This window comes from Anaeromyxobacter soli (genome assembly GCF_022808855.1).
GTDB lineage: Bacteria > Myxococcota > Myxococcia > Myxococcales > Anaeromyxobacteraceae > Anaeromyxobacter > Anaeromyxobacter soli.
In genome coordinates this window covers 94,430-115,418 of the sequence record NZ_JAKZLF010000001.1, presented here as the reverse complement: position 1 = coordinate 115,418, position 20,989 = coordinate 94,430, and the positions used below count along the sequence as shown (strand labels likewise).

The following is a 20,989-nucleotide window of genomic DNA, read 5'->3' as shown; positions in this document are numbered from 1 at the left end:
GAGAGCCGGCGCGAGGGATATGAGGCGGGCGCCCGGGCAGGGAGAGCGGCGGCGACGACCTATGGTCGATGATGCGATTGATTCACTGCCTACAGCACTGGATCAGTCCTTCGCGTGGCACTTGTTGCAGAGCGAGCGCTGGAAGAAGGCGTAGCGCGTCGCCGGGCGGTCGTACATGGCCGCCTTGTACTCGGCCTGCGTCAGGCCCTGGTTGAACTCGCCGTTCGCCATCTCGGTGCCCGCGGCGGCGTCCTTGCCCGGCCACTGGCCGTCGACGGCGACGAAGGGCGCGTTGTTGTTCCAGCGGGAGAGCTGCGGGAACGCAGTGGCGTGCGCACGGTGGCAGGAGAGGCACATCACGTTCTCGTTCCCCGTCACTGGACCATCCTTCACCGAACCGTCGATGACGGCATGCGAAGCCAGCGTGGCGATGTCGGTGGTGCCCTCCTCGAACGGGACCATCGAGTCGTACGAGGAGGTCTGCGTGCCGGTGAGGTCGCCCGAGCCCTTGTACGCGTTGTAGATGGCCGCGATCGTCGTGCCGAGCGGGTTGCCGGCGAGGTCGTTCGCCTGCGCCGTCAGGAGCGCGCCGTTGCCGGCCGGGTGGATGAGCTTCGTGTTACCGGCGTTGATGCCGTTGTTGTGGATCGCGCCGTGGCAGTTCGCGCACCACTCGGACATGCCCGAGCCGTAGGCGACGCGCGTGTCGAACGTCGCCTCGGAGCGGTTGTAGGTCGACGGAGCGACCGCGATGGGCGGGTCGGCCGTGAACGCCGTGGCGGTCGGGACCGACATCGGAACGTAGCCAATGGGGGCGAGGAGGCGGTACACGCCGACGGCCGCGTCAACGGTCGGGGTGGCGCCGTAGGAGCCGGAGCCGTCGATCGGGAGGACCTTCGCGCCGAGCGCGGAGGACGCGATCGTGCCGGCCGCGTCGACGATGCGGGCGCGGCTGTGCGGATCGTGGCAGGAGATGCAGGAGAGCTTCGTCGCGTCGTAGTTGCCGCCCGGCGCCGTCGTCAGCTTCGTGTCGGCGCTGAGGCCGTAGTCGGCCGCGATGACGTTGTGGCCGTGCTTGTCGGCCGCGTTAGTGGGGGGCGCACCACGGATCGGCGTGACGTAGCTCTTCGTCAGGTAAGCGAAGTCGCCGCCGGGGGTCATCTCGACCACGCCGCCGCCCGTCGTCATGACGTGGTAGCTCTTCGGCGCCGTGTCGGCCGCCGCGTGGCAGTTGAGGCACGTCGAGCTCTGGTCGCTACCCTGGAGCAGGTAGGCGAAGCCCTGGAACTGCGTGCTGGCCCCCTTCTTGGCCATCGCAGTGTTGCCCTTCGAGTTGTGCATCGTGTGGCAGCCGTCGCAGGTCGCGACGCCGCCGTCGTGGAACGCGAGCACGGAACATGGCACGGCCAGGGCGAGCGCGACGAGCGCGCCCGCGGTCCTCTTGAAACGCATGGGTGGTCCCCCAGATTGCTGCGAGTTGAGGGCGCGGAAGATACCGGGCGGTCGGACATCCGCGATACGAAAATGTCCCGGCACGCAATTGCACGAGCCATTGACGGTTGCGGCGCTACCGTTGCTCGTCGCCGTCGGATTGCGTTGAGTCCCAGGCCTATCGCGAAGAATAGCCGTGCTCGCAGATGACGGTAAGTGAACAGGCGTGTGCCATCGTCACGGGACTCGAACATTTGACTGTGGTCAGCCTTCGGGCAGGAGCCTCCCGCCCGTGCGCATGGACAAAGCCGGCGAACACGTCCACGCCTCACCGCTGGCTCCGCAGCGCAGATGGCGGACGTCCCGGCTTCCCTCGCCGCTTGACGCTGCCGAGAGGCCCACGCGATAACGGCTGCGTCCCAGGGGGGCGGACGGGAGCGCGATGAAGCTGAATCTGGGTGGGGCCGGGGCTGCGACGGAGCGCCTTGTTCTCGCGGCGGCGGGCGTGGTCGTGTTCGCGCTCGCCATCTCCTTGCTCTCCGCGCACCGCGACCTCGACTACATCGTCTGGGCCTCCCACTACGTCGCGGAGGGACGCTGGAACGTCTACCAGGCCGTCTACGACGGCCCCGCGCGCCCGTTCATCGAGGGGTTCACGTACCCGCCGCTCGCGTATCTGTGGTTCGGCGCGATCGTGGCGGTGGGAAAGCTGTTCGGGCTCTACGGCTACGCGCCCTGGCTCGTGCCGCAGCCGCTCACCGCCGCCGAGTACCTGCTGCCGAGGCTGAGCTACGTGCCGGCGCTCCTCCTCGTCGCGTGGACCGCGCGCCGCTTCTGGGAGCAGTTCCTCCGCAAGGACGGGGAGGACCTGGGAGGCCACGCGTTCCTCGCGGCCCTCACCTCGCCCATCCTGCTCTTCGTCGGCTTCGTGTTCGGGCAGTTCGACCTCTTGCCCTCGGCCGCGACCTTCCTCGGCGCCTACCTCGTCGCGACGCGCCGCCCCTTCGTTGGCGTGCTCGCCCTGTTCTTGGGCATCTGGTTCAAGAACTTCCCGGTCGTGTTCCTCGTCGTCCTCCTGCCGGTGCTCGTGACCGAGTTCGGCTGGCGGCGCGCGCTCGCCCCGCTCGCCGTGGGCGCCGCGGTGAGCGCCGCCATCGTGGCGGCCTTCTGGAGCCCGGGGTTCCGGGAGGGCTACCTCGCGTTCCGCAACCACGGGTACGACGCGATCTTCTGGGACGGTCCGGTGCGCACGACGCTGACGGAGTGGCTGCTCGCCGGGCTCCTCGTCGCGAGCGTCTGGATGAGCCTCTTCCGTGGGTTCGCGCTCTGGCAGAAGGTCGCCATCCTGTACGCCGGCAGCGTGGTGTTCCTGCTCGCGCCGCGCTACTGGTTCCCCCAGTACATGGCGTGGGCCGCGCCGGCGCTCGTCCTCTTCGTGCTGGCGGCGCTGCGGCACCGCTCCGCTTTCTTCCCACTCGCCTACGGCGGCCTGAACGCGCTCTACCTCGCCGCGACGTTCGTGCTCTTCCCGGACAACGTCGACACGAACATGTTCCGCGCGCTCGATCCCGCCGTGCCCGGGCTCACGGCGAGGCTCCACCTCGAGGCGCTCGCGGGTCCGCTCTGGACCGCGATCGCGGTGCTGCTGCTCGCCCTCACCGGGTTCTTCGCCGCCGACGTGGCGCTCGACGATCGCCCGGGCCGCCGCCCCGAGCCGGTGCGCCCGCTTCCGCCGAAGCTCCAGCTCACGGCAGTGGCGGTCGCTTCCATCGCGCTCGTGGCGCTGTACGTCGCCGCCCACGTGGCGAACGTGTTCGCGCCGGTCGCGGGCTGAGCCGCCGGCGTGCCGCCGGTCGCCGGGGGACGTCGCTCGTCCGCTAGGGCCTCGCCCCGTCGCGCTCCGACTCCGCAGCACGCGCGCCGGTGTCGGGCTCCGCGCGCGCTCTCTTCCTGTAGAGCCACCAGGGCCCCTCGCGCGCGGCGAGCTCGAGGGGCTCCGTCGCCTCCCGGAACAGGAACCCGCCGGTGTCCTCGAAGGAGCGCGCGAGGAAGTAGTCGTACCAGCCGTCCGTCGCCCAGGTGAACTGGTCGGGCCGGAGGTTGAGCGTCGGAGTCATGGGGGGCTTCGCGCCGGGCCGGTACCGCACCACCTGCGCCGAGGTCTCGGCGAACGAGTACCCGAGCACGCCGCCACGCCTCGCCTGGATCCACGCCCCGAAGTGCAGGTAATAGGGCGCGCCCGGCAGGGCGTCGCTGTACGAGCGCCACGGCAGCGCGACGAGGCGCGGGGCCGGCGGCACCGCGTCCACGATGCGGTCGAAGCCGCGCGCCTCCGCGTCGAACCTCCGGAAGCGGGCGGTCCACACCGACATGCAGGCGAGCGTGAGGAGCACGAGGCCCGCCCGCGCGAGCGCCGTCCTCCTCCCGGGACGCGCCGGGGCGCTCAGCGCGAGGAGCGCGAAGGGCACCATGAACACGGTCAGCCGCTCGTAGATGAACGAGACCGCGAGCGCGTGGTGGGGCAGCGCGAAGTAGAGCGCGAGCACGAGGGCGAGGGGGGCGAGGCGCCCGAGATCCCGCGGCCGCGGCGCCCGCGCGAGGAGAACTAGCGCGGCGAGGGCGAGCGCGATCGTGACGGAGAGGATCCCGGAGGTCTCGCCGTCCCGCAGCACGTCGGGCGCCGTCCCGAAGATCATCCCGGGGAGATCGGTGATCCGCCTCGCGGTGTCGACCCAGATCGTCGCCTCGTCGGCGTGCCTGGAGGCCGCCGCGAGATCGCCCATCCTCGCGCGCGCGATCCAGATCATGAGCGGGACGGGCGCGGCCAGGGGGAGCGAGCGGAGCAGCGCGAGCCGCCAGCCGGGCGCGCGGTGGACGATGACGGCGAGCGCCGCGCATGCGGCCACGGCGAGCGCCATGGCGTGCGCGAAGAACACGAGCACCGTGAGGAGGCCGAGCTCCAGCGCGCGCCGGGGCGAGGGGCTGGAGGAGCTCCGGATCGCCGCCGCGACCAGCGCGACGGCGAGCGGCGCCGCGACCAGGTACGGGAGGAAGCCCCAGTGGAACGAGAAGCTGAACGCCGCGGGGAACGCCGCGAGCGAGGCCCACGGATCCCCGTCCGCTGCCCGGAGGAGGCGAGCGGCGGCGAGGGGAAGCGCGATCACCGCCAGGCTCACGACGAGGTGCAGCGCCGCCGGGATCCCCGCGAGCTCCGCGAGGGCGCGCACGAGGAGCGGCGAGAGCACGTAGGGCGTCGCGAGGTCGAGCCGGACGCGGTCCGCGAATCCCCACCCCGGGTCGCGCAGGTGCATCCACATCGACGCTCCTGCGGCGTGCTGGGGGAGATCGACCATGGGCAGGTAATCGACCGACCAGATCGGGACCAGCGTCGCGATCGCGCACAGCAGGAAGGCGGCCGGGTAGATCGGCTCGACCCGGATGGCTCGCGGCGCGGGCCGCGCGCCGGCGTCTCCTGCGAGCGGCGGCGTTCTCATGGCCCGGCGCGCAGGCGGCCTCGCACGAGCGCCAGCGCCTCCTCGATCTCCGCGTCCGTCCCGCGCGCGATGCGCGACGCCTCCGCGAGGACGTCCGAGGCCTCGGCGAACCGCCCGGCGCGCGCGAGCGCCGCGCCGAGCCAGTAGCGGTAGTCGACGTTCTCCGGATACCGCCGGACGAGCGGCTCGAGCGCGGCGATCCCCTCCAGCGGCGCGTTGGAGACGGTGAGCATCCGGCCCAGGTCGCGCCGGAACTGGCGGTCGGGCCGGAGGGCGTCGGCGGCGTCGCACTCGGCGACGGCGGCCGCGAACCGGCCGGTGCGGAGGAAGAGCAGGCTCCGGGCGCGGTGTCGGGAGGCGGGACCGCGGACGGTGCGCGACGCCTCCTCCAGGTCCGCCACGGCCTCGGGGAGACGGCCGCGCGCGGCGAGCTCCTCCGAGAGCTGCCAGTGCGCCATGAGGCTCTCCGGTGCTGCGCGCACCGCGGCGGCCCAGAGGGTGAGGTCGTCCTGGAACGCCGCCGCGCGCGTGGCGGTGACGACCGCGAGGAGCGCCGCGACCGCGCCCGCTCCGGCGAGCGTGGCGCGGCGGTGGCTCGCCGCGAGCCTCGCGAGACCCGCCGCGGCGAGCGCGACGGGACCCATCAGCGCGACGTACTGCAGGTGGTTCGAGGCGGGGCCGAAGCGCAGGTACGCGATGTCCACGAGCCCGAGGACGGGCAGGAGCATGAGCGCGTGGAAGCCGAGGGCGAGGAGGACGGGCCGACCCCAGCTCGCGCGGCGCGACCACAGCAGCGCGAAGCCGGCCGCGAGGCCTAGGAGGGGCAGGTAGAACGCGGGCGATCCCGCGGCCACGGGCCACTCGGGGTAGACGAACGCGAGGCGAACGGGGAGGAGCGCCCGCTCGAGATACGACACGAGCGCCCAGCCCGCGCCGCCGAGCCGCTCGCCGAGGCCGCGCTCCGGCAGCCACCCGTCGGTCATCGCCCGGACGCGCTGGAACCAGATCGTCGCGAGCCCGGCCGCGAGGGCCACGGCGAAGAACGGGGCCGTGCGCACGAGGTCGCTTCGATCGATCCGGCCGCGCCGGTACCAGGCGAGGAGGAGGAGCACCACCGGCAGCATGACCACGGACGTCTTCGCGAGGAGCGCGAGCGCGAACAGCAGCAGGGCGACCGCAAGCTCGCGCCGGCGTCCCCTCCGCTCGCCGTGAAGCCACGCGAGCGCGCTCCCGAGGAACAGCGGCGCGGAGAGCGTGTTCTTGAGCTCCGAGAGCCAGGCCACCGACTCGACCGTCACCGGGTGGACCGCGAAGAGGAGCCCAGCGAGCCACGCGCCGGGGATCTCGAGCGCGCGCAGCACGCGCCACAGGAGGATCGCAGTCGCGGCGTGGAGGAGGACGTTCGTGAGGTGGTAGCCGAGCGGTGCGCTGCCGAACAGGCGCGCCTCGACCCAGAGGACCGTGTACGTGAGCGGCCAGTAGTCCTTCGCCGCGGCGCTGAACCAGATGTCCGCGAGCGGCCCGCGGACGATGGGTCCGTCGGGGAGGAACTGGTGGTCGTCGAACACGAACCCGGCGCCGAGCGCGGGGAGGTAGGCGAAGAGCGCCGCGATCGCGATGGCGCCCGCCGCCCAGGCCGCGGCGCTGCGGGTGTTCCTCGGGAGCATGAGGGCGCCGAGTATACCGGCAACGGGACGGGTCGATTTTCTCGGGCGCCGCGCGGAGCGGGCTGCCGCTCGACCGCCGGCGAACCCCCGCGACGCGCCTCCGGTGACCCTGTGCGACTCGGTACGCCGCCGCGAGTCGAGAGCGGATCGCGCTCGGAGGCGAGACGCGCTGCGCCTCGTCCGCCCGGTCGCCACGACCTTGGGGTAAGCTGCGCGCCTTCCAAAGGAAGCTGCGGAGCACGCGCAGCGTTCAGGACGAGGATGGCCCGAACCCAGGAGAGCGCTGGCGGTCGTTCGCCGGCGACCGCCGGCGAGCCGAGCGCCGCGCGACCGCCGCATCGCGCCGACGAGCCCTTCACCGCTTCCGCGGCGCGCCGCTGGGCCGTCCCGGCGCTCCTCGTCCTCGCGATCGCGCTGACGTACGGGAACGCGCTCCGCAACGGCTTCGCGTGGGACGACCGGCAGATCATCGTCGAGAACCCCACCGGCCACTCGCTCTCGAACCTGGGCGCCGTGCTGACCGAGTGCGACACGACCGGCGGCTCGACCCCGTACTACCGCCCCTTGAACCGGGCGCTCTATCTGCTCGATTACCAGCTCTTCGGGCTCGGCGCGTGGGGCTACCACCTCGTGAGCGTGCTCTGGCACGCGGCCGCCGCGCTCCTCCTCTTCGTCGCCGCGCGCCGGCTGTTCAGGGCCGAGCTGCCCGCCGCGCTCGCCGCGCTCCTGCTGGCCGTCCACCCCATCCACGCCGAGCCGGTGAACTTCATCTCCGGGCGGAACAACGTGGTGGCCACCGCGTTGGTGCTGGCGGCGCTCGCCGCGTACCTCCGGGCGCGGGACGAGGGGAGGCGAGCGTGGTACGGCGTCTCGCTCGCTGCGTTCTTCATGGGCCTCCTCTGCAAGGAGCCCGCGATCATGCTCCTGCCGCTGCTTGGCGTTTTGGAGGCGCTCTCGGGAGCTCCCTGGCGCGAGGTGGTGAGGAGGCGGGGCCCCATCCTCTCCGCCTTCGCGGGCGTCGCGGCGCTGTACCTGGGGCTCCGCGCGGTCGTCCTGTCCTCGGCGCTGGGCGCGCAGGTGTCCTACACGCGTCCGGGCGAGGTCCTCTCGAACGTCCTCCACATCGTTCCGAAGTACGCGGCGGTGACGCTGTTCCCGCGCGAGCTCACGGCCGTCTACTCGCGCCCGGGGAGCTATTTCTCCCACCCGCTCGCCCTCGTGCTCGCCTGGCTGCTCCTCGCGATCGGGACGTTCGCAGTCCTGCGCCGCAACAGGCTCGTCACCCGGTTCGGCGTGGCCTGGGCGGTCCTCAGCTTCCTGCCGGTGAGCACGATCGTGTGGTTTCCCAGCGCGGAGCTCGCGGAGCGCTACCTGTACCAGCCGCTCGTGGGCGTGTGGCTCGTCCTGGCGGATCAGGCCTGGCGCCTCTGGCAAGCCCGACCGCAGTTGCGGAGGGCGCTCGGGCTCGCGGCGGTCTTCGTGCTCGTCGCGCTCGCGGCACGCACCGTGGCGAGGAACCCCGACTGGCGCGACGACCGGACGCTCTTCGCGAGCGCCGTGCGGGTGGAGCCGGACAACGCCGACGCTCACTTCGCGCTCGGCGACGCCCACGCGCGCGCGGGCGAGCTGGGGCGCGCGAGACACGAGTGGGACGAGGCGCTCCGCCTCGATCCCAGGAACGTGCTCGCGCTCACGAACTTGGGCACCTACTACGCGCAGCGCGGCGACTCGGCGCGCGCGGAGCAGTACTTCAGGCGCGTGCTCGAGGTGGACGAGCGCGACGACGTCGCCCATTTCAACCTCGCCTTGATCGCGGAGCGGGCCGGGCGGGTCGACGAGGCCGTCGCCCATTACCGGCGTTTCGTGGAGACCGAGCGCAGCGGCCGAGCGGAGCTCGTCGCGAAGGTCCGCGAGCGCATCTCCGCCCTCGAGGGCCGTCCCGCGGCAGACCAATAGGTGCGCAGCGCGCCGACGGCGCCCGGCCGCGTGCCCTCGCGTTCGTTCATGGGTCGCGCGCCCCGGCTCGCGCGGCGACCCCTCCCGACGCGAATGTCCTGTTCTCGGGTCCTCCCAGTGCTCCCGGTGCGTGTGCCGGTCACGTGTACGACATCGCCGCACCTCGTCTTCTGCGGTGGCGCTGGGTGTGGCGCATGCCCCAACCACATGTACCGCTGGGTCAAATGGCGCAGCGCACGCTGTCCCCGAGATGTGGGAGACGCGGATCTGCCTGGATTTTGGCGCTTCCTGGCTCGGTATCGCCCTTGCACAGTGGGCTGCCAACGAACATGGCCCGCCTCTCGACCGCCATCCTCGCCGTCTTCCTCGCCGCCTCCGCCCACGCGGACGCGCCGGCGGGCCTGCGGACCCGGTATGGCTACGACCTGTCGAGCCTGAGCGGCCGGATCGCCTCGAGCTGGGCAGCGCTGTCGTACGACCGCGAGAACCGCGAGCTCTTCATGGTCGACCGCTCGCAGGGGATCGTCCACGTCTTCACCGACCTGGGCATCGAGACCTACAGCTTCGGCGACGAGTCCGACATCGGGACCATCATCGGCGCCGTGCCGCTCGAGAGCGGCGAGCTGCTCGTGCTCACGTCGGTCGGCAGGACGTGGGCGCTGTGGCGCTGCAACTTCCGCGGCGAGCCCATCGCCAAGATCGAGATCAAGGGGCTGCCGGAAGGCTTCGCGAAGGACTTCGCCCCGAACGCGCTCCAGCGCGCGGCCGGTCGGACCTTCCTCGCCGACAAGGGCGGGATGAAGGTGCTGGTGACGGACGACGCGGGCGCGACGGTCGCCACGTACGAGCTGCGCGACCTCCTCCAGTTCGACAAGCGCCACCGCGAGGACGCGATGAGCGGCTTCAACGTCGATCGCGACGGGAGCCTCCTCATCACCGTCTCGCCGATGTTCCAGGCCTTCGTGGTGTCGCCCAAGGGCGAGGTGCGGAGGTTCGGGACGCACGGCAGCGTGCCCGGCAGGTTCAACATCGTCGGAGGAATCGCGACGGACGAGAAGGGCAACTACCTCGTCACCGACCTCCTCCGCGCCGTCGTCATGGTCTTCGATCGCGAGTTCGAGTTCCTGGGCGAGTTCGGGTACCGGGGGGACGACCCGGAGAACCTCCTCGGCCCCATGGACCTCGTCGCCGCGAACGGCAAGGTTTTCGTCGCGCAGTCCGGAAACCGAGGAGTGAAGGTCTTCCGGTACGAGTGACCGAAGGTGTTGCAGCAGGAGTTGCAGTGCAGTGAGCAGAAGTGAGTGCAGGGGAGTGGTACCCGCAGCAGTACGGCCCCGTGAAGTCGCAGAGGGCCACAACACAAAGGGGAAACAATGAAGTTCACCAAGTTTGCCGTTGCAGCGGTCGCCGCGCTGAGCTTCTCCAGCGCGTACGCGTTCCACGACGGTGGCGTCGCGACCTGCGACGGCTGCCACACGATGCACAACTCGAAGGGCAACACTGCGATGGCCAAGAAGGGGGCCAGCACGCAGTTCCAGGGCTTCGCCTACCTGCTCCAGGGTAGCGACCAGAGCTCGACGTGCCTCAACTGCCACGCGGCGGCCGACACGGCGCCGAAGAGCTACCACGTCATGACGACGGGCGGCGGCGTGGTCGAGATGACCCCTGGTGGCGACTTCGCGTACCTGACGAAGAGCTACGTCACGACGATCCGCGGCGCGCCGTACACGAACGCCGCTGACAAGCACGGCCACAACGTCATCGCGGCCGACTACACCCTCGGCGCCGACACGAAGCTGACGACGGCCCCGGGCGGCAACTACGACGCGACGAAGCTCTCCTGCATCTCCTGCCACGATCCGCACAGCCGCGCCCGCATCGTCGACGCGGCCGGCACGATCGCCTCCTCCGCGCTCGGCGCGAAGGTCCTGCCGATCGACGGCTCCGGCTCCTACGGCGCCGCCCCGACCGTTGACGCGGCCGTCGGCGTGTACCGCCTCCTCGCCCCCATTGGCTACGTTCCGATGTCGGTCCCGACCGCCACGGCGTTCACGGCCGACCCGCCCATCGCGGTCGCTCCGTCGACCTACAACCGCTCCGAGGCGACGTTCGACACGCGCGTCGCCTACGGCTCGGGCATGTCCGAGTGGTGCGCGAACTGCCACGGCGCGATCCACAACAACGGCATCAACGCCGGTAACACGAAGCTCATCCACCCGGCCGGCAACGGCGCGCTCCTGACGGCGCAGGCGAACGACCTCGCCGGCAACCCGCTCGGCACGACGATCGCGGCCATCTACAACGCGTACAAGGGCTCGGGCGACCTCACCGGCACGCAGGCCACCTCGTACGACTCGATGATCCCCTACGAGGAGGGCTCGGCGAACGTTGCTGCGCTCGCCGCGCACGCGGTCATCGACGGCACGCAGCTCGGCGGCCCGACGACCGGCACGGAGAACGTGATGTGCCTCTCCTGCCACCGCGCGCACGCCACGGCGTTCCCGCAGCTCTCCCGCTGGAACAACAACGCGCCCTTCGTCGCGGTCGACGGTCAGTGGCCGGGCAAGGACGCGGCTGCGGGCACGGAGATGGCGAACGGCGAGTTCAACCAGGGCCTGACGCAGGCCGAGTACGCGGCGGCGATGTACAACCGCCCGGCGACGCGCTACGCCTTCTTCCAGCGCTCGCTCTGCAACAAGTGCCACGCGAAGGACTAGTCAGCTCGCGCAGCACGCTGGTGTAGTATGAGGAGGGGCCGCGCGAGCGGCCCCTCCTTTCTTGTCAGGGCGATTCATTTCGTCGCGGGTGCGAATAGGTCGCCAGTCCGGTTGTTCGCCGAGGGAAGCTCGCGAGATCGGAGCGCGCATGCGAACACGAACCGTCCTCCAGGCCGTGGTCCTCGCGTCGGTGCTCCTCGCCTGCGCCGCCCGGCCACGGGTCGCGGCCCGCGAGCCGCTCTCGGGCGAGGGCGACCTCTTCGTCTACGTGCAGCCGTTCTCCCCGGAGGCGGAGAAGCTCGCCGTCACCGTCCGCTCCGTCGCCGTCGTGACGCAGCAGGGCGAGAGCGTCGCGCTCGAGCTCGTCCGTCCCGTGCTCTCCGGCCGCGATGCCCGCCACCAGCGCCTCTTCGCCCACGGGCGGCTGGCGCCGGGGCAGTACGCCGGGCTCCTCGTGGACGTCTCCGACGCCAGCCTGCGTTCCGACGGCGGGATGTCGAACCTGCTCGTGCCGCAGGCGCCCACGCGAATCGATGCGCGGTTCGACGTCCGGAGCGGTGGTGCGCGAGTCCTCCTGCTGTACCTCAAGCCGGCGGAGGCGATCGAGCGCAACTACGGCTTCACCCCCGCCTTCGCCGTGGCCACCCCCGAGATCCCCGTGACCACCCTCGCCGGCGCCTCGGCGAGCACTGCCTTGAACGACGTGTTCGTCCTCGACAAGAAGGCGCGGCAGGTGGTCGCGGCAGTCCCCACCGGCCGCGAACCTCGCGGGATCGCCCTCGACGAGCGCCAGCGCCGCGCCTACGTCGCGCTCGCCGGCGACGACGAGGTCGCCGTCGTGGACCTCGTCTCGGCGGAGACGCTGTCGCGCGTCCGGCTCAGCGCGGGAGATCGGCCGGGTCAGGTGGCGCTCGCGCAGAACGGCCAGGTGCTGATCGTGCTGAACGAGGGCTCCTACACGGTGAGCTTCGTCGACACCGTCAGCTGGACGGAGCTCGGCCGCACCGTCGTCGGTCCGGAGCCCGAGTGGCTCGTCCTCGATCCTTCTGGAAGGCGCGCCTACGTCCTGAGCCGGCGCACGAACACGATCACCGTGGTGGACACCGTCGCGCGCACGACGCTCACCACGGTTCCGACGGAGCCGGAGCCGCTGCGTGCCACCCTCAACTCCGCCGGGAACCGGCTCTACGTCACGAACGCGAGCTCTCCCTACGTCAGCGTGCTCTCCGTCCCGGACCTCGCGACGTCGGATCGGATCTTCGCCGGGCTCGGGGCGGGCGCGATCCTGGTCGATCGACGGACGGACCTGCTCTACGTCGCGATGCGAGGGGAGCCCCGCATCCAGGTGTTCGATCCTTTCTCGCTCCTGCCGGTCGACACGCTGGAGCTCCCCGGCGCCGCCTCGTGGATGGTCATCGACGACGTCGAGAACACGCTGTTCCTCCTCATGCCCGAGTCCCGCGCGATCGCGGTCCTGGATCTCGCGAGCCGCTCCCTCCTGTCCGTCATCGACGTCGGCGACGATCCCTACGGGCTCGCGATCGCGGGGGCGCGTGGGCGATGAGGTGGCTCTCGCGAGCCGCGCTGGGTGTCCTGCTCGCGGCCTGGGCGACGGCAGGCCGTGGGGACGGGTGGTCGGCCGTCATCGAGGAGCAGTACACGAAGACGGAGTCCACGGTGACGGATCAAGGTGCGGAGGCGCGCACCTCGTCCGTCGACACGGTGCTGCAGCGATATCGGCTCGCGCTGGACAAGTCGTTCTTCCCTTCCTTGAGCCTCGCAGGAGGTGGCCAGTACGAGGACGCCAAGACCTGGCAGGGCGGGATCGGCTCGGCCGACACCTCGTACTCGAGGCTCGCGAGCATCTTCGGACGGCTGAACGTCGGCGGCCCGACGCTGAATGGCCGCGGAAGCTACGACCGCCGGCAGGAATGGGCGCGCACGCTCGATGTGCGCTCGCCAGCCCTGGTCCTCGAGACGCTCGCTTTCGACAGCGCCTGGAGACCGCTCGACCTGCCCCTCATCACGTTCCGGGCGAGCCGCCAGAACTCGTTCGACGTCGATCGGGCGTCCCAGGATTCGAGGAACGACGCGTTCCTCCTGACCGCCTCGTACAAGGCCTCGAAGTCGCTGCTGGTCGGCTACTCCGCGCGGTACGACGACAACGAGGACCGCCTCCACGGCGCCGAGCAGACCGCCGTCGGGCAGACCGGGCGGGTCACGTACGAGGACCGCTGGTTCTCGCGGCGCACGCTCGTGCACCTGACCTACGACGTGCAGTCGACGTTCGCGAACACCACGGTCCGCGACACCGGGGCGGAGATCCCGACTGCGCGGATCCCGCTGGCTGGGCTGTCGCTGGTGGAGAGCTTCCCGACGCCCGAGACCGCGACGCTCGTCCCGAACCCCGCGCTCGTCGACGGAAACACCACCGCGGCAGCGGGGCTCGACATCGGGTTCTCTCCCCGGACGAAGGGCGACTCGAACGCACGCGAGATGGGCGTCGAGCTGCCCACCGTCCCGGCGACCCCGGTCAACACGATCCACGTCTGGGTCAACCAGCCGCTCCCCCAGCTCGTCACGAGCGCGTTTCGCTTCAGCGTGTACCAGAGCGACGACAACGAGCGCTGGACGCCGGTCGCGCTCGTCGGCCCGGTGGTGTTCGGGATCTTCGAGAACCGCTTCGAGCTCCGCATCGAGGAGATCACCGCGAGGTACGTGAAGGTGGTCACCTCTCCCCTCGACCCCGCGGTCACCATCGATCCCAAGTACGCGGACATATTCGTGACCGAGCTACAGTTCTTCCAGACGGTCCCGGCCGAGGCCATCCGTGGGCACAGCAGCTCACTGCTCAACTCGGCCAGCGCGAGCGCGAGGACGGTCTTGCTCCAGTCGCCGAACCTGTCACATGATTTCTCGCTCCAGGTCGCTCGCTCGGACACGAGGACCCCTGGGCGCGACACCTCCGAGAGCCGGCTGGCGCTCACGAACGGGCTGTCGCTCGCCCACAAGCTCGCGCAACCTCTTGCGTTGAACGCACGAATTGCGCGTCAGGATTTTTTCGCTGAGGAGACGCACAGCGGCATCCTGACCTACGGCGCCGGTCTCGCGTACACGCCGCTCCCGGCGATGAGCCACGCGATCAACTATTCCGGCGCCTGGCGGCAGGGCACGACCGGAAATTCGCTCTCGAACGCCCTCACGATGTTCAGCAGGGCGGAGCTCTATCGCGGCGTCAGCGTCTCCGGCAATGGGGGCTACACCCTGTCGCTCCTCGAGCGAGGTCAGCGATCGACCGGGCTCATCGGTGGAGCGACGGCGAGCCTCCGACCTCACCGGGTCTTTCAGCTCTCCGGGGGTTATCGCATTGCGAGGAACTCCACCTCGGGCGGTGGAGTGCCAGCGAGCACGACCACGCTGGAGCAGGCCGATGCGAGCGCCTCGTTCAGTCCCACCGAGGCGCTCTACGCGAGCGCGTCGGTGACGCGGATCATTCGTGGGGCGCGTCCCACCACGCTCGCGACCTTCGGGCTCGGATGGTCGCCCCTGCAGGGCGGAGATCTCACGCTGCACGCGACGTACTCGAAGACCCTCGACACGTCGGCCGAGGCGGTGACCCAGCTCGTCTCGCCGTCCGCGCGCTGGACCATCCGCCCCGGCACCTTCCTCGATCTCGTGTACGTCTTGAGCGACTCGAGCGCGCCGGCGCAGGACGCGATCTCGCACCTGTTCACCGCGAACCTGACGGTGACGCTGTGACGGTGGCCTGCATATTGCACTGGAGCCGCGACATGCTGATCCCGCGCAAGAATGCGTGCACCCTGATCGCGACCCTGCTCGCGATCTCGCTCGTGGCGTGCTCGGGCCCAGGCGCGCGCCGACGCTATCAGAACGCGGAGATGGACTTCGGCTCGGTGCACACGGTGCTCGTGATGCCGTTCTCGAACCTGAGCCGCGACTCGATGGCAGGCGAGCGCGTCCGGGACGTGTTCGTCAACATGCTCCTCGCGAGCGGCTCGATCTACGTCCTCCCGCACGGCGAGGTGATCCGCGGCGCGAGCCGGGTGGGCGTCGTGAATGCCTCGGCTCCCAACGTCGAGGAGGCGGTCAAGCTCGGCGGTCTCCTCAAGGCGGACGCCGTGATCACGGGCGTCGTTCGAGAGTACGGCGAGCTGCGATCCGGAACCGCGTCCTCGAACGTCGTATCGCTCAGCCTGCAGCTCATCGAGACGCAGACCGGGAAGGTCGTCTGGTCCGCCTCCACCACCAAGGGAGGGGTCGGCTTCGGCGCGCGGCTGCTGGGCGGAGGCGGCGCTCCGTTGAACGACGTGACGGAGGAAGCCGTCGATGACCTCCTCAACAAGCTGTTCAAGTAAGGTCGCCCTCGCCTTCCTGGCGCTCGCGGTCTCCGTCGCGTGTGCCGGCTCTCGGGCCGCGGCGCCGTCGCCCGGAGCGGCGCGCGCTGCCGTGATGGGGGCAGATTCAGCTGTCCCGCGGGCGGAGCCCGAGAAGCCGCGAGAGCGGCCGCGCCTCGCCGGCCGGCGCATCGCGGTGCTCCCCATCGAGAACCTCAGCGGCGGCGTCGTCCCAGGAAAGCACCTCCTGAAGCTCCTCTCGCTCGCGGCTGCCCGCGCGGGCGCCGACGTGGTCGAGGGGAATCCCGTCGACGAGTTCCTCTCCCGCCACCGCGTCCGCTTCACGGGGGGCATCGACGCCGCCACCGCGAGCGCCGCCCGCGACGAGCTCGAGGTGGACGCGGTGCTCGTCACCTCGGTGCTGCTCTATCACGCGGGAGCGCCCCCGAAGATCGCCGTCACGATGCGGCTCGTCGCGACGGGAGAACGACCCGAGATCCTGTGGATGGACGGCGCGGTGCTGAGCGGCAACGACGAGCCGGGCCTCCTGGATCTCGGGATCATCTCGAAGATCGAGCGGCTCGAGCGAAACGCGCTCGCGCGGCTCACGGGCTCGCTCGCGGGGTTCCTCTCCGGTCAGGGCTCTCCCGTCACGACGTGCCCGGCGGAGCGCCGCTTCGAGCCCAGGGTCAGCTTTCGCTCGCGCCGCTTCGCGCCCGGCGCGGCCTCCGTCGCGGTGCTCCCGTTCGTGAACCAGACGGAGCGAAGAGGGGCAGGCGAGGCCCTCGCGGTGGAGTTCGTCCGGCACCTGTCGTCGCTCGGGACCGTCACGGTCGCCGAGCCCGGCGTCGTGCGCGACGCGCTCATCCGCTACCGGATCGTCCTCGAGGGCTCGCTCTCGCTGCTCGCGGTGCGCACCGCGACGGAGGTGCTCGGGACCGATCTCGTGCTGACCGGCGTCGTCCGCGAGTACGACGACGTGGGCCCCGTGCCGAAGGCGGACTTCACGGTGACCCTCATCGACACCCGCACCGAGGAGGTGGTCTGGGAGGCGACCTCCGACCACCGCGGTGACGACGACGTCGTGCTCTTCGATCGCGGGCGGGTGAACACCGCGACCGCGCTCGCGTGCCGCATGGTCCGCAGCGTGGTGGACGGGATCGCCGCCGCGACGAAGCCCGGCCCGCGTGATCGCTCTCCTGCGCTGGAGCGGCGAACCGTGGAGCGCCCGCCGCATGAGCAGCGCGCCGTCGGCGCCGTCCGCCGCGAGCCGCACGAAGGCTGATCGGGCGGATGTCGCGTGGGGCTCTTCCCGGGGCCGAGGCCGGCAGCGAAAAACGATCGAATCATCGAGGGGCCACGCAACGCTTGCGCAGCACGCTTTGCGTGGAGTGGGACAAATCGGGAGCGAATCCACGGAATTGCAGTGGTTAGAGACGGCCCGGCAGGGGGCACACGCGTTGCAGCCACCGGCACGGCCAAGCGGAGCTGGACGGCGGGGAGAGACCGTCGAACGACGTGGCCGCGCCGGAGCGCGGTCGAGAGGAGCGACATGACGACGCGTGCAGTTCTCGCAGCCGTGCTGGCCTCGTTGCCTGCGTGGGCGTTCTCGGCGGCTCCCGCTGCGGCGACGAAGGTGCCGCCGGCGGCCACCGCGCCGAAGACCGATGCCGCCAAGGGTGACTCGGGCGTGGCGAAGAAGAGCGCTCCGACCGCCCCCGCGAAGAAGACCGCCGAGCCGGAGGGGGCGAGCGCCCTCCTCAAGGTGCCGTTCCTGTCGCCCCGGTTCGCCTCGACGCCGGCGGCGGTGGTCGACGGCGACGTCATCACGATGGGCCAGCTCGTGGACACGCTGGCCCTCGAGCACGCGCCGCGATCGCACGAGGAGGGCGAGGCGGGCGAGGAGGCGGCCCCCGCCGCTCCCGCGAGCCGCAGCGACTTCACGCGAGTGCTCGAGCGGCTCATCGACACCCGCGTCGTCGCCTCCGAGGCGCGCGACATGGGCATCGACGATCTCCCCCAGCTCAAGGAAGAGCTGGCGAAGTACGAGGAGACCGCGCTCCGGAAGGTCTTCGAGCAGACGGTCTCGAAGGACGTGAAGGCCGATCCGGCCGCCGTCGAGAAGATCTTCCAGGACTCGGTCCGCGAGTGGAAGCTCCGCTCGATCGTCCTCGACAAGGAGGAGGACGCGAAGGCGGTGGCGCCCCTCGTCCGGGACGCCAAGGCGTTCGAGGAGACGGCGAAGCGACTCGTCGCCGAGAAGAAGGCGCGCGGCAACGAGGAGCCTGTCTTCGTCCCCGAGTCGAAGCTCCTCCCGCAGATCGAGATGGCGGTCGCGGCGCTCAAGCCAGGTCAGGTGAGCCCCCCCGTCAAGATCCCCTCCGGCTGGACGGTCATCAAGGTGGTGGACGTCCGGTACCCGGAGGATCCCGAGGCGCGGGCGATCGCCGAGGAGCGCTCGCTCGCGGCGAAGCGGCGCGAGGCAGTGCTCAAGGCCTACGAGGCGCTCGCGAAGAAGTACGCGACGGTCGACGAGAAGCTCATCGACCGGCTCGACTACGAGGCGAAGAAGCCCGGCTGGAACGCGCTCTACAAGGACAAGCGGGTGCTGGCGCGGATCCGCGGCGAGGCGCCGATCACCGTCGGCGACCTCGCGGCCGGGATCTCGCTCAAGTTCTTCCACGGCATGGAGGGGCCGATCCGCGCGAACCAGGTGAACGTCGTGAAGCGTCAGACGTTCGAGGGGATGCTGATGCGCCGGCTCTTCAAGAAGGAGGCGCTCGCGCAGAAGCTCGACCAGAGCGAGGAGTACAAGGCGGTCGTCGCCGAGTACGAGACCTCGCTCCTCTTCGGGATGTTCGTGCAGCGCGCGGTGGTCCCCTCGGTGAAGGTCACCGAGGGCGAGCTCATGGACTACTACGAGAAGCACAAGGCGGAGTTCAGCACCCCCGCCTTCTACCGGCTCGACGCCCTCGCGTTCCGCAACGGCAAGGCCGCGCAGGCCGCGCTCGACAAGATCAAGTCGGGCACGGATCTCAAGTGGCTGAAGTCGAACGCGGCGGACCTGGTGCCGGCGGAGGAGCGCGACCTCGACTTCGGCGGCACGATCTACAGCGCGAAGGGGTTGCCCGAGGAGCTCGCGAAGCTGCTCGCTGGCGCCAAGAAGGGTGAGTTCCGGCTCTACTCGTCACACGGGGGCCAGGCCTACGTCGTCCAGCTCCTCGACGTCACGCCCGGGAAGGAGCAGCCGTACAAGGAGAGCCGCGAGACGATCGGCAAGAAGGTGTTCGCCAGCAGCGTCGAGAAGGCGCTCAAGGAGTGGGTGGCGAAGCTCCGCAAGGAGCACGACGTCAAGGTCTACATCACGCGCGTCGACGGGTGAGCGCGGTCCACGACTTCAGCGAGGGCACGGCTGTGACCAGCAAGACCAACCGGTGGACGCTCGCGCTCGCGGCCCTGTCGGCGGCGTTCCTCGCCGCCGCGCCGGGCCGGGCGGAGGCGGCGCGACAGTTCAAGTCCAAGGACTGCATCGACTGCCACAAGCCGTTCGCGGAGAAGTACGACTCGGTGAAGTTCACGCACCCCGCGGTCAAGCAGCGGAAGTGCGAGGACTGCCACCTGCGCCACGGCGTGGTGCCGAAGCTCGTGCTGAAGGAGGCCGGCGCGAACCTCTGCTTCCGGTGCCACAAGCGCGAGTCGATCGGCCTCGACAAGCCGAACGTCCACAAGGTGCTCCGCACCGGCGCGTGCGGCCAGTGCCACGACGTCCACGGCTCGAACGCGCCGCACATGCTGAAGGCGGAGGGCAGCCAGGTCTGCTACGCCTGCCACGACAAGTCGGCGTTCGAGCGCAAGAACGTGCACAAGGTGCTCGCGAAGGACGGGTGCCAGGCGTGCCACGTGGCGCACGCGTCCGACCAGAAGAACCTGCTCGTCGCCGAGGAGGGGAAGCTCTGCTCGAAGTGCCACTCGGCGAGCGCCGGCGGGTTCGTGAAGGCGCACGGCGGCTACCCGGTGGCCACCTGCACCGGCTGCCACGATCCGCACTCCGCTGATCGCGCGAAGCTCCTCAAGGCCTCGCTCCATCCGCCCGTCGCGGAGTCGTCCTGCTCCGACTGCCACGCGCCCGCGAAGTCTGCGAAGCCGTTCGCCGTCCAGGAAGCCGGCGCGAAGCTCTGCGCGAACTGCCACGACTCTGGCAAGCTGCTCGGCGGCGGGACCGTGGTGCACAAGCCCGTGAAGGACGGGCAGTGCGTCGCGTGCCATGATCCGCATGCGTCCGGCGCGCCCAAGCTCACGCACGCCCCCGGCGCGAAGCTCTGCCTCGGGTGCCACCCGCAGATGGGCCAGAAGGTCTCGGTCGCGCACGCGCCGATGTCCTCCCCCGGCGCGTGCGGCTCGTGCCACAAGCCGCACGCCACGAAGGAGAAGAAGCTCCTCGCGAGCAACGTCGCGACGCTCTGCGGCGCGTGCCACAAGAAGACGTTCGAGGAGAAGCGCAAGATCGCGCACCAGCCGTTCGTGGACCGGGACTGCGCTGCCTGCCACGACCCGCACGGCTCCAACCTGCCGGGCATGGTCAAGTCCCGCCTCGACAAGGTCTGCTTCGCCTGCCACGCCGAGGAGGAGACGCGCTTCATCAAGACGCACACCCACAAGCCCGTGCTCGATGGGCGGTGCGGAGCGTGCCACTCCGGGCATGGCTCCGACGAGCCGAAGCTCCTCAAGGCCAGGGGCGCGAAGCTGTGCGAGCCGTGCCACGCCGGGATGATGAAGGCGGACGCGAGCGGGACGACGCACGCGCCGTTCGCGAAGGGTGACTGCCTCACCTGTCACGACGCGCACGGCTCGAACACCGCCGGCATGCTGGTCTCCGAGGAGAAGCAGCTCTGCGCGCGCTGTCACGAGAAGACCGAGAAGGCGGTTCAGGGCGCGACGAGCATCCACGCTGCGTTCAGCGCGGGTGACTGCACGAAGTGCCACAGCCCGCACCAGGCGAAGCTCAAGAAGCTGATGCTCGCGCAGACTCCGGACGTGTGCGTCACCTGCCACACGAAGATGAAGGAGAAGCTCGCGGCGGAGAAGCCTCACCAGCCGGTCGAGGACTGCCTGGCGTGTCATGGCCCGCACTCGGCGAAGCAGCCGAAGCTCGCCGTGCAGCGGGCGGCCGAGCTGTGCGGCCAGTGCCACGACGAGAAGGAGGGCAAGTTCACGAAGGCCCACCTCGGCATCGCGGCGTCCGACATGAGCTGCACGAGCTGCCACGATCCGCACGCCTCCAAGGACCCCAAGATGTTCAAGGACCTGCAGCACGCGCCGTTCGCGTCGCGGGACTGCGGCAACTGCCACGTCGTCGAGAAGTAGAGGAC

General features: G+C 70.5%; 13 protein-coding genes. 10 read left to right on the top strand and 3 right to left on the bottom strand.

The window, feature by feature from the left end; genetic code table 11:
* Nucleotides 1–102: 102 nt before the first annotated feature.
* Nucleotides 103–1,452 carry a cytochrome C gene (locus tag MLV88_RS00465; RefSeq protein ID WP_243336554.1) on the bottom strand — a complete coding sequence of 450 codons (1,350 nt, stop codon included), beginning with the start codon at nt 1,450–1,452 and terminating at the stop codon, nt 103–105.
* Between the two features lie 421 nt (nt 1,453–1,873).
* Between MLV88_RS00465 and MLV88_RS00460 the strand changes: the two genes are divergently transcribed.
* Nucleotides 1,874–3,265: a hypothetical protein gene (locus tag MLV88_RS00460; RefSeq protein WP_242352473.1), complete on the top strand. Its 1,392-nt coding sequence runs from the start codon at nt 1,874–1,876 to the stop codon at nt 3,263–3,265.
* Between the two features lie 43 nt (nt 3,266–3,308).
* Here MLV88_RS00460 and MLV88_RS00455 read toward each other — a convergent pair whose 3' ends face one another.
* Nucleotides 3,309–4,925 carry a hypothetical protein gene (locus MLV88_RS00455; RefSeq protein WP_242352471.1) on the bottom strand — a complete coding sequence of 539 codons (1,617 nt, stop codon included), beginning with the start codon at nt 4,923–4,925 and terminating at the stop codon, nt 3,309–3,311.
* Entirely contained in the window at nt 4,922–6,592 is a 1,671-nt protein-coding gene (locus MLV88_RS00450; RefSeq protein ID WP_242352469.1) for a glycosyltransferase family 39 protein, read from the bottom strand. The genes MLV88_RS00455 and MLV88_RS00450 overlap by 4 nt, the downstream gene beginning before the upstream one ends.
* A gap of 261 nt (nt 6,593–6,853) precedes the next feature.
* Here MLV88_RS00450 and MLV88_RS00445 point away from each other — a divergent pair, with 261 nt between their 5' ends.
* The 9 genes from MLV88_RS00445 to MLV88_RS00405 all read left to right on the top strand — a co-directional run bounded on the left by MLV88_RS00445 (nt 6,854) and on the right by MLV88_RS00405 (nt 20,984).
* The gene (locus MLV88_RS00445; RefSeq protein WP_242370770.1) at nt 6,854–8,548 is read left to right on the top strand and encodes a tetratricopeptide repeat protein; all 1,695 of its coding nucleotides are present in this window, start codon (nt 6,854–6,856) and stop codon (nt 8,546–8,548) included.
* Nucleotides 8,549–8,877: 329 nt separating this feature from the next.
* Nucleotides 8,878–9,804: an NHL repeat-containing protein gene (locus MLV88_RS00440; protein ID WP_242352466.1), complete on the top strand. Its 927-nt coding sequence runs from the start codon at nt 8,878–8,880 to the stop codon at nt 9,802–9,804.
* A gap of 117 nt (nt 9,805–9,921) precedes the next feature.
* On the top strand, nt 9,922–11,265 hold the full coding sequence (locus MLV88_RS00435) for a cytochrome C (RefSeq protein ID WP_243336552.1): 1,344 nt from the start codon (nt 9,922–9,924) through the stop codon (nt 11,263–11,265).
* A gap of 148 nt (nt 11,266–11,413) precedes the next feature.
* Nucleotides 11,414–12,829, top strand: a complete 1,416-nt coding sequence (locus MLV88_RS00430; RefSeq protein WP_242352462.1) for a beta-propeller fold lactonase family protein — start codon at nt 11,414–11,416, stop codon at nt 12,827–12,829.
* Complete coding sequence (locus MLV88_RS00425; protein ID WP_242352460.1) at nt 12,826–15,024, top strand: hypothetical protein; 2,199 nt, start codon at nt 12,826–12,828, stop codon at nt 15,022–15,024. The genes MLV88_RS00430 and MLV88_RS00425 overlap by 4 nt, the downstream gene beginning before the upstream one ends.
* Before the next feature lie 32 nt (nt 15,025–15,056).
* Nucleotides 15,057–15,641 carry a GNA1162 family protein gene (locus tag MLV88_RS00420; protein WP_242352458.1) on the top strand — a complete coding sequence of 195 codons (585 nt, stop codon included), beginning with the start codon at nt 15,057–15,059 and terminating at the stop codon, nt 15,639–15,641.
* A gap of 175 nt (nt 15,642–15,816) precedes the next feature.
* Nucleotides 15,817–16,905: a hypothetical protein gene (locus tag MLV88_RS00415; RefSeq protein WP_243336548.1), complete on the top strand. Its 1,089-nt coding sequence runs from the start codon at nt 15,817–15,819 to the stop codon at nt 16,903–16,905.
* 267 nt (nt 16,906–17,172) lie between these two features.
* The gene (locus MLV88_RS00410) at nt 17,173–19,002 is read left to right on the top strand and encodes a peptidyl-prolyl cis-trans isomerase (RefSeq protein WP_242352454.1); all 1,830 of its coding nucleotides are present in this window, start codon (nt 17,173–17,175) and stop codon (nt 19,000–19,002) included.
* Between the two features lie 32 nt (nt 19,003–19,034).
* A complete protein-coding gene (locus MLV88_RS00405; protein WP_242352452.1) occupies nt 19,035–20,984 on the top strand; it encodes a cytochrome c3 family protein in 1,950 nt (649 codons plus the stop codon).
* Nucleotides 20,985–20,989: the final 5 nt, after the last annotated feature.